Below are 14,652 nucleotides of genomic sequence, written 5' to 3'. Positions count from 1 at the left end.
GGCGGGCTTCCCGCGAGGCACGCCATGTCCGGTCCCTCTTCCGTCGTCAGCGATCCCAGCTATATCCGCGCACGCGCCATGGAGACGCTGTTCGAGCGGCTGGAGCATCTGTGCGAGGGCGCCATCGCAATCGATCGCGGCGGACGCGTGGTCTATGTCAACGAAAAATACGTCACCGCGATCGGCCTCTCGCATGCATCCGAGGCGCTCGGCCGCCCGATCGAGGAGGTCATCCCCAACAGCCTGATGCGACGGGTCGTGGAAACCGGGGAACCGATCATCCTCGACATCATGGAGCTCGGCGGCGAGCAGCTCGTCGTGACCCGCATGCCGATCGAGGATGAGAGGGGGAACGTCATCGGCGCGATCGGCTTCGTGCTTTACGACCGCCTCGAGGGCTTGAAGCCGCTGCTCGGTCGCGTTGCCCAGCTCGAAAACGACTTGCGGCTGGCGCGGCGGCAATTGTCGCAGGCGCGCGCCGCCCGGTTCACGTTCGACGACTATGTCGGTGCAACCACCGGCATCGCACAGGCCAAGGAGCTTGCAGCGCGTGCCGCGCGGCAGAGCGTCACCGTCCTGCTCACCGGGGAGACCGGCACCGGCAAGGAAATGCTGGCGCAGGCCATCCACAACGCCTCCGCCCGCGCCGAAAAGCCGTTCGTCAGCGTCAACGTCGCGGCGATCCCGGATACGCTGATCGAATCCGAGTTCTTCGGCGCCGCGCCGGGCGCCTACACCGGCGCGGACCGCAAGGGTCGTGACGGAAAATTCCGGATCGCCGACGGCGGCACGCTGTTTCTCGACGAGATCGGCGAGATGCCGCTGCAATTGCAGGCCAAGCTGCTGCGCGTGCTCCAGGAGCGCGAGATCGAGCCGCTCGGCTCCGACAAGGTCACCAAGGTCGATTTGCGCGTGATTGCGGCCACCAATGTCGACCTGCACAAGCGGGTCAGCGAGGGCACGTTCCGGGCGGATCTCTACTACCGGCTCAACGTGCTCTCGATCGTGCTGCCGCCGCTGCGCCACTGCCTGGACGACTTGCCCGAGATCTGTGGGCGGCTGCTCGAAGACATCAGCGCCTCCGGGGATTACCTCAATGCCAGGATCACGCCGAGCGGCCTGGCTGCGCTTGCGCGCTATGGCTGGCCCGGCAATGTCCGCGAGCTGCGCAACATCCTCGAACGCGCGCTGATCCTGAGCGATTCGGGACGCCTCACCGGCGACGACTTCGATCGCATTCTTCCCGTTGGCGCGGAGACGGTGCCCACGGCACCATTGCGGCCGGCCGGCCTCGTCCTGCCCTATGCGGAAGCCGAGGCCGAGTTCGAGAAGCACACGCTGGAACAGGCTCTCGCCGCCAGCAACGGCCAGATCTCGGAAGCGGCCAAGATGCTCCAGATCTCGCGCGCGACCTTCTACAAGAAGCTCGCCAAGTTCGGCCTCGCCTCGGGAGCCGCATCCGTCTGAGTTGCGAGACAGCGCGTGTCCGGAGTCTCGGATTCCTGACACGCGGCGTGGCCGTTCTGTCCCGAAGTCCGCGCTGAAACTGCTGGGTTTTCAGCCTTCTTGCGCAAACCTGTGGCATCTGGCGCGGAGCTTGCTCTTCGCTTTGCACAATGACGCATGCTGCACATGCGCATTCGCAACCAGGGAGGACGCAGATGAGTGAAGCGATCTCGGTCCATCGGCTCGAGGCGAGACAGCCCTCGCACGTGACGGTCGCCACCGCGAGCCTGATCGGCACCGCCATCGAGTGGTACGATTTCTTCCTCTACGGCACCGCCGCGGCGCTGATCTTCAACAAGCTGTTCTTCCCGACCTTCGACCCCATGATGGGAACGCTGCTGGCGTTCGCGACCTACGCGCTCGGCTTCATCGCGCGCCCGCTCGGCGGCGTCGTGTTCGGTCACTACGGCGACAAGATCGGCCGCAAGACGATGCTGTATCTCACCCTGCTGATCATGGGCGCCGCGACCGCCGCGATCGGCTTCCTGCCGACCTACGAGACCGCCGGCATCTGGGCCGCGGTCCTGCTGGTGACCTGCCGGCTGATCCAGGGTTTCGGCCTCGGCGGCGAATGGGGCGGCGCGGTGCTGATGGCGGTCGAGCATGCGCCTGCGGACAAGAAGGGCTTTTACGGCAGTTGGCCGCAGCTCGGCGCGCCGCTCGGCCTCGTGCTCGGCACGCTGGTGTTCTCGGTGGTATCCGCGATGCTGACGGACGCGCAGCTTCTGTCCTGGGGCTGGCGCATCCCGTTCCTGTTCTCGATCGCGCTGGTGCTGGTGGGCCTGTGGATCCGCTTCACCATCGCGGAATCGCCGGAGTTCCAGAAGGTCAAGGACACCAAGCAGGACGTGAAGATGCCGATCGTCGAGGCGATCCGCATGTATCCCAAGAACATCCTGCTCGCGATGGGCGCGCGCTTTGCCGAAAACGGCTTCTTCTACATCTACGCGACCTTCGTGCTCGCCTATGCCACGCAATCGCTCGGCATGAACAAGCAGGACATGCTCAACGGCGTGCTGATCGGCGCGGCGATCGAGACCTTCACCATTCCCGCCTTCGGCGCGCTCTCCGACCGCCTCGGGCGGCGGCCGATCTACATCTTCGGCGCGGTGTTCTCGGCGCTGATGTCGTTCCCGCTGTTCATGCTGCTGGCGACGAAGAATCCGCAATATGCCTGGATCGCGATCGTGCTCGGCCTCGCCATCGGTCACGCCGCGATGTACGGGCCGCAGGCGAGCTTCCTGTCGGAGCTGTTCGGCACCAAGGTGCGCTATAGCGGCGTCTCGCTCGGCTACAACCTCGCCTCGATCTTCGCCGGCGCGTTGTCGCCGTTGATCGCGACGGGATTGATGACGGCGTATGCGCCGGCGACCTGGCCGATCTCGCTCTACATGATCGCGCTGGCGCTCATCACGATCGTGTCGGTCTACTTCGCCACCGAAACACGCAAGATAGTTCAGTCCTGAATGTCCCGACGATGCCTCTTGTGGCGGGGAGCAACCTGTTCCGGGCCTGCTTCCCGCGCTAAGATCGACGCACCATAACGACGGCATACGGTCCAGGGATCGGGAGGAACGCCGTGAGCCATCATCCAGCTCTGCCCTATTTGCGCAATTCCGAGAAAGGCAAGGTCGTCACGGCGGCCGAAGCCGTCATGCTGATCCGCGACGGCGACACGGTGGCGACCGGCGGCTTCGTCGGCATCGGCTTTGCCGAGGAGATCGCGATCGCGCTGGAGGAGCTCTATCTGTCGCACGAGGGCGATGCGCCCTACACCCAGGGCAAGCCGCGCAATCTGACGCTGGTCTATGCGGCCGGCCAGGGCGACGGCAAGCAGCGCGGCCTCAATCATTTCGCGCATGAAGGCCTGGTCCGGCGCGTGATCGGCGGGCATTGGGGCCTTGCCCCCAAGCTCCAGCAACTCGCGATCGCCAACCAGATCGAGGCGTATAATTTGCCGCAGGGCGTCATCACGCATCTGTTCCGTGACATCGCGGCGCACCGGCCCGGCCACATCACCCGCGTCGGCATGGGCACCTTCGTCGATCCCCGCAATGGCGGCGGCAAGCTGAACGCGCGCACCACCGAGGATATGGTGGAGCTGATCAAGATCCGCGGCGAGGAGTGCCTGCTCTACAGGACCTTCCCGATCGATGTCGGGATCATCCGCGCCACGACGGGCGATCCCGACGGCAACCTCACCATGGAGAAGGAGGCGCTGACGCTGGAAGCGCTCGCCATCGCCATGGCGGCGCATAATTCGGGCGGGATCGTCATCGCCCAGGTCGAGCGCGTTGCCGAGAGCGGCAGCCTCAATCCGCGCCAGGTCAAGATTCCCGGCATCCTCGTCGACTGCGTCGTCGTGGCGAAGCCGGAGAACCACTGGCAGACTTTCGGCACGCCCTACAATGCGGCCTTCTCGAGCGAGATCCGCGTCCGCGCCGCCTCGCTGCCGGTGATGCCGGCCAGCGAGCGCAAGATCATCGCCCGGCGCGCCGCCCTCGAGCTCAAGGCCAACAGCGTGGTCAATCTCGGCATCGGCATGCCGGAAGGAATCGCCTCGGTCGCCAACGAAGAGCGGATCATCGACCTCATCACGCTGACGGCCGAGCCGGGCGTGATCGGCGGCATCCCGGCGAGCGGCATCGATTTCGGCGCGGCGATCAACACCCAGGCGGTGATCGACCAGCCCTATCAATTCGACTTCTACGACGGCGGCGGTCTCGACGCCGCCTTCCTCGGGCTCGCCCAGGTCGATCGCGCCGGCAACCTCAATGTCAGCAAGTTCGGGCCGAAGCTCGCGGGCGCCGGCGGCTTCATCAACATCAGCCAGAACGCCAAGGAGGTCGTCTTCGTCGGCACGTTCGGCGCCGGCAAGCAGCGTATCGCGGTGAACGAGGGGAAACTCGTCATCCTCGACGAGGCGAGGTCGCGCAAATTCGTCGACAGCGTCGAGCACGTCACCTTCAGCGGCCCGTTCGCGGCGGCACGCGGCCAGCGCGTGCTCTATGTCACCGAGCGCTGCGTCTTCGCATTGCGGCCGGGCGGACTCGAACTCATGGAAATCGCGCCCGGCATCGAGATCGAACGCGACATCCTGCGCCTGATGGACTTCAAGCCATTGATCCCGCGCGACCCCGTCTTGATGGACGCCCGCATCTTCCGCGACGGTCCCATGGACCTGCGCGAGCGGCTGCTCACCATTCCGCTCGACCAGCGCTTCACGCTCGACGAGCAGCAGAACCTGTTCTTCGTCAACCTCGAGCGCTATCCGCTGCGCAGCAAGACCGAGATCGATGCGATCGCGGCCATCGTCGAGGCGCGGCTCGCCCCGCTCGGCCGCCGGGTCTACGCCATCGTCAATTACGACAACTTCTCGATCCTGCCGGAGCTGATGGACGACTATTCCGCCATGGTGCGCAGCCTGGTCGACCGCTTCTATTCCGGCGTCTCGCGCTACACGACATCGGGTTTCCTGCGCATCAAGCTCGGCGAAGCCCTCGAGAGGCGCGGCGTCGCGCCGCACATCTTCGAGAGCGCGGAAGAAGCGCAGTCGGACTGGCGACAGATCGAGTCCGGCGGCAGGCCCGCCGCCTCGGGCGACACGCACATGACACGGCAGGCCTAAAAATGATGCATGCTCGTGGGCCGGCGCCGTCCGCCGGAAGGTTGAATTGCAATGTTCGTAACGTTGTGCAAATCGCTGTTATCGAGAAACTTTGAATCAGGAGGGACCATCGTGCGTCGATCACTCATCATAACAACAACCATCCTCGCCTTCGCCGCGGGCACCTCCGCACGGGCCGACGACCTCAAGATCGGACTGATCTACGGCAAGACCGGCCCGCTGGAGGCCTATGCCAAGCAGACCGAGACCGGCCTGCAAATGGGTTTTGAATACGCCACCAAGGGCACCATGACGCTCGACGGTCGCAAGATCGTCATCATCACCAAGGACGACCAGGGCAAGCCCGATCTCGCCAAGGCCGCGCTCGCCGAAGCCTATCAGGACGACAAGGTCGACATCGCGATCGGCACGACATCGTCGGCCGCAGCGCTCGCCATTCTCCCCGTCGCCGAGGAGAACAAGAAGATCCTGATCGTCGAGCCCGCGGTCGCGGACCAGATTACCGGCGAGAAGTGGAATCGCTACATCTTCCGTACCGCGCGCAACTCCTCGCAGGACGCGATCTCGAACGCGGTCGCGATCGGCAAGCAGGGTGTGACCGTTGCAACGCTGGCGCAGGACTACGCCTTCGGCCGCGACGGCGTCGCCGCCTTCAAGGAGGCGCTGGCCAAGACCGGCGCGACGCTGGGTGCGGAGGAATACGCACCGACCTCGACCACCGACTTCACCGCAGTCGGCCAGCGCCTGTTCGACGCGCTGAAGGACAAGCCCGGCCGCAAGGTGATCTGGGTGATCTGGGCCGGCGCCGGCAATCCGCTGGCAAAACTCCAGGACATGGACCCGAAGCGCTACGGCATCGAGCTCTCCACCGGCGGCAACATCCTGCCGGCGCTCGCGGGCTATAAGGGCCTGCCCGGCATGGAAGGCGCCACCTATTATTTCTACGAGATCCCGAAGAACCCGGTGAACGACTGGCTGGTCGCCGAACATCAGAAGCGCTTCAAGGCCCCGCCGGACTTCTTCACCGCGGGCGGTTTCGCCGCCGCGATGTCCGTCGTCGCCGCCGTCACCAAGGCGAAGTCGACCGACACCGAGAAGCTGATCACGGCGATGGAAGGCCTGGAGTTCGACACGCCGAAGGGCAAGATGGTATTCCGGAAAGAAGACCATCAGGCGCTCCAGAGCATGTATCACTTCAAGGTCAAGGTCGACCCGAACGTCGCCTGGGCCGTGCTCGAGCCGGTGCGCGAGCTGAAGATCGAGGACATGGACGTTCCGGTCAAGAACAAGCGGTAGGTGCTTCTTCACCTCTCCCGCTTGCGGGAGAGGCCGGGAGAGGGCTCTCTCCTCTCCGGGGGTTCTCGATTGCGGAAACACCCCTCTCCCCTACCCTCCCCCGCAAGCGGGGGAGGGAGTGCAGCACACGCCGCTGATGTATCTCGTTTCATCAAGTGCAGACTGTCAATGACGCTCTCTCTCGAAACCCGCGACCTCACCATCCGCTTTGGCGGCCACGTCGCGGTCAACAACGTCTCCTGCACGTTTCGCCCGGGCGAGCTCACCGCCATCGTCGGGCCGAACGGTGCGGGCAAGACCACCTATTTCAATTTGATCTCGGGCCAGCTGCGCGCCTCGAGCGGCAGCATCCTGTTCGACGGCACCGACATCACCCAGCACTCCGCGCCGCTGCGCACCCGTGCGGGTCTCGGACGCGCCTTCCAGCTGACGAACCTGTTTCCGAACCTCACCGTGGAAGAGAACGTCCGCCTCGCCGTGCAGGCCGCGAACGGCACCCATTACGACATGCTGCGGCCGTGGATGGTCCGCCGCGACCTGATCGCGCGCGCAGATGCCATCCTCGACCAGGTCGCGCTCGGTAGCCGCCGCGGCGCGACCGCGACCGCGCTGTCGCATGGCGACCAGCGCAAGCTCGAGGTGGCACTGATGATCGCGCTGGAGCCGAAAGTATTCATGTTCGACGAACCGACCGCCGGCATGAGCATCGACGAGGTGCCCGTGGTTCTCAACCTGATCGCACAGCTCAAGCAGGACAGGAGCAAGATCATTCTCCTCGTCGAGCACAAGATGGACGTGGTGCGCTCGCTCGCCGACCGCATCATCGTGCTGCACAACGGACAACTTGTTGCGGATGGCCCGCCGGCCGAAGTCATCGCCTCGCCGATCGTGCAGGAGGCCTATCTCGGCATCGCTCCGAAGAGTGCAGCATGACCGAGCTCCTCAAACTCTCCGGCGTGCACACCCATATCGGCCGCTACCACATTCTCCAGGGCATCGACCTGACGGTCCCGCAGGGACAGACCACGATGCTGCTCGGTCGCAACGGCGCCGGCAAGACAACGACGCTGCGCACCATCATGGGCCTCTGGCAGGCCTCGAAGGGCGAGATCAGCCTCGGCGGGATGCGCATCGAGAGCCGCGCCACGCCCGACATCGCCCGGCTCGGCGTCGGCTACGTGCCCGAGAGCATGGCGGTGTTCTCCGATCTCACGGTGAAGGAGAACCTGGTGCTGGCGGCGCGCGACGGGCCGCTCGACGACACGCAGCTCGACTGGATTTTCGGCTTCTTCCCGGCGCTGCGCCGGTTCTGGCTGTCGCGCGCGGGAAGCCTCTCCGGCGGGCAGAAGCAGATGTTGTCGATCGCCCGCGCCATCATCGAGCCGCGCAAGCTGCTGCTGATCGACGAGCCGACCAAGGGGCTGGCGCCCGCCATCGTCATGGCGCTGATCGAATGCCTGAAGGAGATCAAGCGCAAGGGCGCGACGATCCTCCTGGTCGAACAGAACTTCTTTGCCGCCCGCGAGCTCGGCGACAACGTGCTGGTCATGGACAACGGCACCATCGTCCATCGCGGCGAGATGGCGGCGCTCGCCGCCGACGTGCCGCTGCAGGAGCGGCTGCTCGGCCTGAGCCTGGAGGCGCATCAGTGACGGAACTTGCCGCAAACGATCCGCTGCCGAAGCCGAAGCGCGACATCGCGCCGATCCTGCTGCCGGTCGCGCTCGCCCTCGTGGTGATCCCGCTGGTCGGCTCGCCCAGTACCTGGCTGACGCTGACCGCCGCGAGCCTCGCGATGGGCATGATGATCTTCATCATGGCCTCAGGCCTCACGCTGGTGTTCGGCCTGATGGACGTGCTCAATTTCGGCCACGGCGCCTTCATCGCCGTCGGCGCCTATGTCGCGACCCTGGTGCTGGCGCCGTTCGCGGCGTCCATCCAGGCCGATTCGCTCTGGATGAACCTCGCGGTGCTCGCGCCGGCCGCACTGCTCTCGATGGCGGTGTCCGGCGCGCTCGGCCTGGTCGTCGAGCGCGTGCTGATCCTTCCTGTGTACGGCCAGCATCTGAAGCAGATCCTGATGACGACCGGCGGCCTGATCGTCGCCGAGCAGACGCTCTATGCGCTGTGGGGACCGCAGATCGTCCCGATGCCGCTGCCCACCTCGCTGCGCGGCTCGTTCATCATCGGCGACGTGGCGATCGCCAAATACCGCGTGCTGGCAACGCTGATCGGGCTTGCCGTCTTCATCGCGATCCAGCTCGTGCTCAACCGCACCAAGCTCGGCCTGCTGATCCGCGCCGGCGTCGAGAACCGCGAGATGGTCGAGGCGCTCGGCTATCGCATCCGCCGCCTGTTCCTCGGCGTGTTCATGACCGGCTCGGCGCTCGCCGGCCTCGGCGGCGTGATGTGGGCGCTCTACCGCGAGCAGGTGCACGCCTCCATGAGCGACGACCTCACCGTCCTGATCTTCATCGTCGTCATCATCGGCGGCCTCGGGTCGATCGGCGGCTGCTTCATCGGCGCGATCCTGGTCGCGATGGTCGCCAATTACGGCGGCTTCCTGGTGCCGAAGCTCGCCCTCGTCTCCAACATCCTGCTGATGGTCGCCATTCTGATGTGGCGGCCGCGCGGCCTCTATGCGGTGACCAGCCGATGATGATCCTTTCGGGCGATCCGCCCCGCAGCCGCGTCCTTACGCTCGTCCTCGTCGTCATCATCCTGGCGCTGGCGGCGACGCCGTTCCTGTTCCCCGGCGCGAAAGCGCTGAACGTCGCGGCCAAGATCTGCGTCTTCGCCGCGCTGGTCGCTTCCTACGACCTCTTGCTCGGCTATACCGGCTCGGTGTCGTTCGCCCATACCATGTTCTACGGCATCGGCAGCTACGCGATCGCCATCGCGCTGTACGGGATGGGCCCGAACTGGGCCGCGGTCGCGACCGGCATCGTCATCGGCCTGCCGCTTGCGGCCCTGCTGGCGCTCGCGATCGGACTGTTCTCGCTGCGCGTCGCGGCGATCTTCTTCGCCATGATCACGCTGGCGGTCGCCTCCGCCTTCCAGGTGCTGGCCTCGCAGCTGTCCTGGCTGACCGGCGGCGAGGACGGGCGCAGTTTTCAATTGCCCGAGCTGCTGCGCCCCGGCACGGTGCTGATCTCCAAGACCCTGCTCGGCTTCGAGGTCAACGGGCGAATCCTGACCTACTACCTGGTATTCGCCGTCTCGGCCCTGATGATCCTCGCGCTGCTCCGCGTGGTGAACTCGCCGTTCGGGCGCGTGCTCCAGGCGATCCGCGAGAACCGTTTCCGCGCCGAGGCGCTCGGCTTCCGCACCGTGTTCCACCTGACCTACGCCAACTGCCTCGCGGCCCTCGTCGCCGCCGGCGCCGGTATCCTGAATGCGCTGTGGCTGCGCTATGCCGGCCCCGACACCTCGCTCAGCTTCTCGATCATGCTGGACATCCTGCTGATGGTGGTGATCGGCGGCATGGGCACGATCTACGGCGCAATCATCGGCGCCACCATCTTCATCCTCGCGCAGAACTATCTGCAGTCGCTGATGGGCGTCGCCTCCAAGGCGGCGTCGGAGGCCGGGCTGCCGCTGCTGCCGGGACTGCTGCATCCCGACCGCTGGCTGCTGTGGCTCGGGCTGCTGTTCATCGCCAGCGTGTACTTCTTCCCGACCGGCGTGGTCGGACGGCTGCGCAGTGGCGGCGGCGACAAGAGCGCGGACACCTCGCATTAAGCTGCCATTAACGATGCAGCGCAGCGAACGTTGCGCGCATCGCGACGCGATTCCCGCCCGGCTGAATGCGGCCAGGATCACGCAAGCGCATTAATGCTTAGGTAACTGGCTTTCCTAAGGTTTGCGCCATTTGTGCGGTGTATTCCTGTCCCTCCAGGGAGGGGGAATGCGCCAGGTCTTTTCCACGGTGGCAGCCGGAATGTCTCTAGCCGCGAAAAACGGCTGGGCGGCCTTGGCGCGACGTGGTCCTGTCCTGTGGCTGACCCTGTGCGGTATGTTGCTCGTCGCTGGGATCTTTGCCGTGACCGCCATGGCGGTCGGCGAATTTCGCGAGCGCACCCTCGCCAACCGCGAGCGCGAGCTGGAAAACACCGTGCAGCTGATCGCGCGGCATTTCGATCAGCAGTTCGAGGACTCCGATGTCGTCGCCGCCGATCTGATCGGGCAGATGCACCTGCCGGAGATCAGCTCGCCCGCGATGTTCCGCGATCGCATGTCGGGTCCCGATGCGAACCAGATGCTGCGCAGCAAGATCAGCTCCGTCTCCTATCTCGGCGACATCGCAATCTATGATGTCGACGGCGAACTGATCAACTGGTCGCGGGCCCAGCCGCTGCCCAAGATCAGCGTCGCCTCGCGCGCCTATTTCCAGACCTTCAAATCGAACCCGATGGCCGAACCGGTGCTGCTGGAATCGGTCCGCAGCTTCATCATCGGCAAATGGACCACGATCGTCGCACGCCGCCTGAGCCTGCCGGACGGCACCTTCGTCGGCGCGATGGTCCGACGGATCGATCCTGACAGCTACCAGAACTATTTCGCATCCGTCGCGCTTGCCGAAGGCACGGCGATCTCGCTGTTCGATCGCGAAGGCAAGATGCTGGCGCGCTATCCGCACGCCGAGGAGCTGATCGGCAAGAGCTACAAGGATGCGCCGCTGATGCAGAAGGTGCTGGCCAAGGGCGGCCAGCACACGCTTCGCGTCAGGAGTCCGGTCGACGGCGAGGAGCGGCTCGGCTCGGCCACCTCGCTGAAGCATTTCCCGCTGGTCATCGTTGCCACCAACATCACGGCGTCGGCGCTTGCCGACTGGCGGCAGCAGACCGGCTTCATGGTCACGACCGCCGCGCTATCGGCCGTGGTGATCACGCTGATCCTCTTTCTGATCATCCGCCAGATCAACCGGCAGAACCGCGAAGCCCAGCAGCGGATCGAATCGGACCGGCAGCGGCTCGACACGGCCCTGAACAACATGTCGCAGGGGCTGATCCTGTACGACGCCGCCGGATACATCGTCACCTGCAACCGCCGCTACGCCGACATGTTCGGCCTCTCACACGACGTCATCAAGCCGGGCTGTCACATCCGCGAGGCGATGTACCATCGCAAGGAACGTGACGCGTTTGACGGCGATGTCGAGGAATTCTGCGCCGACGTCATGAGGGTCGTCGCCGAAGGCACGGTCTCCACCAGAATTCATCAGTTGGCCAACGGCCGCGCCTTCCAGGTCATCAACACGCCGCTTGCGCAGGGCGGCTGGGTCGCCACGATCGAGGACATCACCGAGCGCCGCCACCTGGAGCAGGAGCGCGATCGCAACCACACCTTCCTGCGCGAGATCATCGACCATATTCCCTCGCGCATCACCGTGAAGGACGCCCGGACGCGGCGCTACCTTCTGGCCAACCACGTGGCCGAGGAACAACTCGGCGCATCCCCCGAGACGATCGTCGGCAAGACCGCGTTCGACCTTTACCCGACGGACGCCGCCGAGATCATCACCCGGGACGACGACAAGCTGCTGCAATCGCCGGACGGACTGTTTCTGGATGAGCACATCTGGACGACCCCGACCATCGGACGGCGCTACATCACCTCGACCCGGATCGGCATTCGCGACAAGTCCGGCGACCCGCGCTACATCATCAACGTCGTCGAGGACGTCACCGAGCGGCGGCGCGCCCACGAGAAGATCGCGCATATGGCGCACTACGATGCGTTGACCGACCTGCCGAACCGCACGTTGTTCCGCGAGCAGATCGAACGCGAGCTGGCGAAGGTCGCCGACGGCGGGCAGTTCGCGCTGCTCTACATCGACGTCGACGAATTCAAGGGCATCAACGATTCGCTCGGCCATCACGTCGGCGACGAGCTGTTGAAGGCCATCGCCACCCGCCTCCGCGGCTGCCTCAAGAAGAGCGACCTGATCGCGCGGCTCGGCGGCGACGAGTTCGCGGTGATCCAGACCGGGATCCAGTCCCGCGCCGACGTGCTGTCGTTCGTGACGCGGATCTACGAGGCGATCCGGCAGCCCTACCACTGCCTCGGCCACCAGCTCTCCACCGACGCGAGCATCGGCATCGCGCTGGCGCCGCAGGACGGCAGCGATCTCGACCAGCTGATCAAGAACGCCGACCTTGCGATGTACGGCGCCAAGGCCGAGGGACGCCGTACCCACCGCTTCTTCGAGCCGGAAATGGACGCCTGCGCCAAGGCGCGCCTGACCATGGAGCAGGACTTGCGCCAGGCCCTGGCGAACGGCGGCTTCGAGATCCACTATCAGCCGCTGGTCGATCTGCGCTCGGGCGAGGTCACCGGCTGCGAGGCGCTGCTGCGCTGGCGCCATCCCGACCGCGGCATGGTGTCGCCGGCGGAGTTCATTCCGATCGCCGAGGATACCGGCCTGATCAACGAGCTCGGCGACTGGGTGCTGCGCATGGCCTGCAACGAAGCCGCGACCTGGCCCGCGCCCATACGGGTTGCGGTCAACGTCTCGCCGGTGCAGCTCAAATGCGACACGCTGGCGCTCAGGATCGCCGGCGCGCTCGCCGCCTCCGGGCTCGATCCGCGCCGGCTCGAGCTCGAGATCACCGAGGCCGTGCTGATCCGCGACGACGAGGCCGCACTCTCGATCCTCCACCAGCTTCGCGCGATCGGCGTGCGCATCGCGCTCGACGATTTCGGCACGGGCTATTCCTCGCTGAGCTATCTGAAGCGCTTCCCGTTCGACAAGATCAAGATCGACCGCTGCTTCGTCGCCGACATCGCGGAGACCAGCGGCGCGCCCGTCATCGTGCAGGCGGTGGTGAACATCGCCGCCGCGAGCCACATGACCACGGTCGCCGAGGGCGTCGAGACCGAAGCGCAGCGCGAGCTGCTGCGCACGCTCGGCTGCACCGAGATGCAGGGCTACCTGTTCAGTGCACCGAAGCCGGCCAGCGAGGTGCGAAAACTGTTCGGCACGGGCGACGCCGCGTCCAAGGCGTTGCCGGTGGCGGCGGTGGCCTGAGATGCCGAAGCCAGGGAAAACGCCAGGCAAGGCCGTCGACGTTGCGGATTCCTATGCCGTGCGGCTGATGCAGCATCTGGTGGTGCCGACCTTCGTGATCGACCCGAAGCGCCGCGTCGTGATCTGGAACAGGGCCTGCGAGCGGCTGACCGGCGTCGCCGCCTCCGAGGTGATCGGCACCAACAAGCACTGGCAGGCGTTCTACGAGACGAAGCGCCCGTGCCTCGCCGATTTGGTCGCGCTCGATCGCCCGGAGGAGCTGCCGGAATATTATTCGGAATATGCGGCGCGCGGCCATAACGGGCTCGGCTTCTCCGCGGAGAACTGGTGCGTGATGCCGAAGCTCGGCAGCCAGCTCTATCTCGCCATCGACGCCGGCCCGATCCACGACGAGGCCGGCCATCTGATCGCGGTAGTGGAGACGCTGCGCGACCTCACCGACCAGAAGCGCGCCGAGACGGCGCTGAAGGAGCTCGCCACCAAGGACGGGCTGACCGGGCTGTCGAACCGCCGCTCCTTCGACCAGATGCTGATGAGCGAATGGGGCCGCGCCCACCGCACGCAGAAGCCGATGGCGCTGCTGTTCGTCGATGTCGATCATTTCAAGCTGTTCAACGACCGGCACGGCCACCAGAGCGGCGACGAATGCCTGCGCGCGGTTGCCGCCGTCGTCAGCCGCCATGCCGTGCGCCCGCTCGACCTTGCCAGCCGCTATGGCGGCGAGGAGTTCGCACTGATCCTGCCGGACATGGATTGCGAGTCCGCCTGCGCCATCGCCGACGAGATCCGCATCGCCGTCCTGGCCTTGCGAATCGCCCATGGCGCGACGGGGGCCGGCGACCACGTCACCCTCAGTGTCGGCGTCGCCAGCCACATCCCCGGCGAGGCTGACGGCACCCCCGATCGGCTGCTGGGCCTGGCCGACCAGGCGCTTTATGCGGCAAAACGGCTTGGCCGCAACCGCGTCATCTGCGCCGAACGGCTGCTCGCCGAATTCGCCGGGCTCGGCCGCGACCCGGTTCCTGCCCCTTTCCGGCGCAAAACGGCCTAACGCCGTCCCGATGCAATCGGTGCGGGGCTCCGGATTCTCGTTTTGACGCGTTTTCCTCGCGCGAACCGGTCCCCCCTTCGCTCGAAAACGCTGCTGCGCGATACGGCGAGAAGCAGTTGCCCGCCCCCCGCCAATCGGCTA

General features: G+C 65.7%; 10 protein-coding genes. All 10 read left to right on the top strand.

From position 1 onward, the window contains the following. The first annotated feature begins 24 nt into the window (after positions 1-24). The 10 genes from AC1RUR_RS19590 (at position 25) to AC1RUR_RS19545 (ending at position 14,511) form a co-directional block, all read left to right on the top strand. Positions 25-1,467, top strand: a complete 1,443-nt coding sequence (locus tag AC1RUR_RS19590) for a sigma-54 interaction domain-containing protein (RefSeq protein ID WP_492846888.1) — start codon at positions 25-27, stop codon at positions 1,465-1,467. Between the two features lie 194 nt (positions 1,468-1,661). Then, on the top strand, positions 1,662-2,972 hold the full coding sequence (locus AC1RUR_RS19585; RefSeq protein WP_492846886.1) for an MFS transporter: 1,311 nt from the start codon (positions 1,662-1,664) through the stop codon (positions 2,970-2,972). A 113-nt stretch (positions 2,973-3,085) separates the two neighbouring features. Beyond that, the gene (locus AC1RUR_RS19580) at positions 3,086-5,134 is read left to right on the top strand and encodes an acyl CoA:acetate/3-ketoacid CoA transferase (RefSeq protein ID WP_492846884.1); all 2,049 of its coding nucleotides are present in this window, start codon (positions 3,086-3,088) and stop codon (positions 5,132-5,134) included. A 111-nt stretch (positions 5,135-5,245) separates the two neighbouring features. Beyond that, the gene (locus tag AC1RUR_RS19575; protein ID WP_492846881.1) at positions 5,246-6,430 is read left to right on the top strand and encodes a substrate-binding domain-containing protein; all 1,185 of its coding nucleotides are present in this window, start codon (positions 5,246-5,248) and stop codon (positions 6,428-6,430) included. Positions 6,431-6,598: 168 nt separating this feature from the next. Beyond that, entirely contained in the window at positions 6,599-7,363 is a 765-nt protein-coding gene (locus tag AC1RUR_RS19570; protein WP_492846879.1) for an ABC transporter ATP-binding protein, read from the top strand. Beyond that, positions 7,360-8,082 (top strand): branched-chain amino acid ABC transporter ATP-binding protein, encoded by a 723-nt coding sequence (locus AC1RUR_RS19565; RefSeq protein ID WP_492846877.1) that lies wholly within the window; start codon positions 7,360-7,362, stop codon positions 8,080-8,082. Before AC1RUR_RS19570 ends, AC1RUR_RS19565 begins: the two co-directional genes overlap by 4 nt. Beyond that, a complete protein-coding gene (locus AC1RUR_RS19560) occupies positions 8,079-9,089 on the top strand; it encodes a branched-chain amino acid ABC transporter permease (protein WP_492846875.1) in 1,011 nt (336 codons plus the stop codon). The genes AC1RUR_RS19565 and AC1RUR_RS19560 overlap by 4 nt, the downstream gene beginning before the upstream one ends. Continuing rightward, complete coding sequence (locus tag AC1RUR_RS19555) at positions 9,086-10,171, top strand: branched-chain amino acid ABC transporter permease (RefSeq protein ID WP_492846873.1); 1,086 nt, start codon at positions 9,086-9,088, stop codon at positions 10,169-10,171. The genes AC1RUR_RS19560 and AC1RUR_RS19555 overlap by 4 nt, the downstream gene beginning before the upstream one ends. A 166-nt stretch (positions 10,172-10,337) precedes the next feature. Next, positions 10,338-13,460, top strand: coding sequence for a bifunctional diguanylate cyclase/phosphodiesterase (locus tag AC1RUR_RS19550; protein ID WP_492846871.1), 3,123 nt, complete (start codon positions 10,338-10,340; stop codon positions 13,458-13,460). Position 13,461: 1 nt separating this feature from the next. Continuing rightward, a complete protein-coding gene (locus tag AC1RUR_RS19545) occupies positions 13,462-14,511 on the top strand; it encodes a sensor domain-containing diguanylate cyclase (RefSeq protein WP_492846870.1) in 1,050 nt (349 codons plus the stop codon). Positions 14,512-14,652: the final 141 nt, after the last annotated feature.

Source organism: Bradyrhizobium sp. GW821-FHT12B03 (assembly GCF_058807535.1).
The sequence above is the reverse complement of the archived record's forward strand: the minus strand, read 5'-3'. Positions and strand labels throughout refer to the sequence as shown.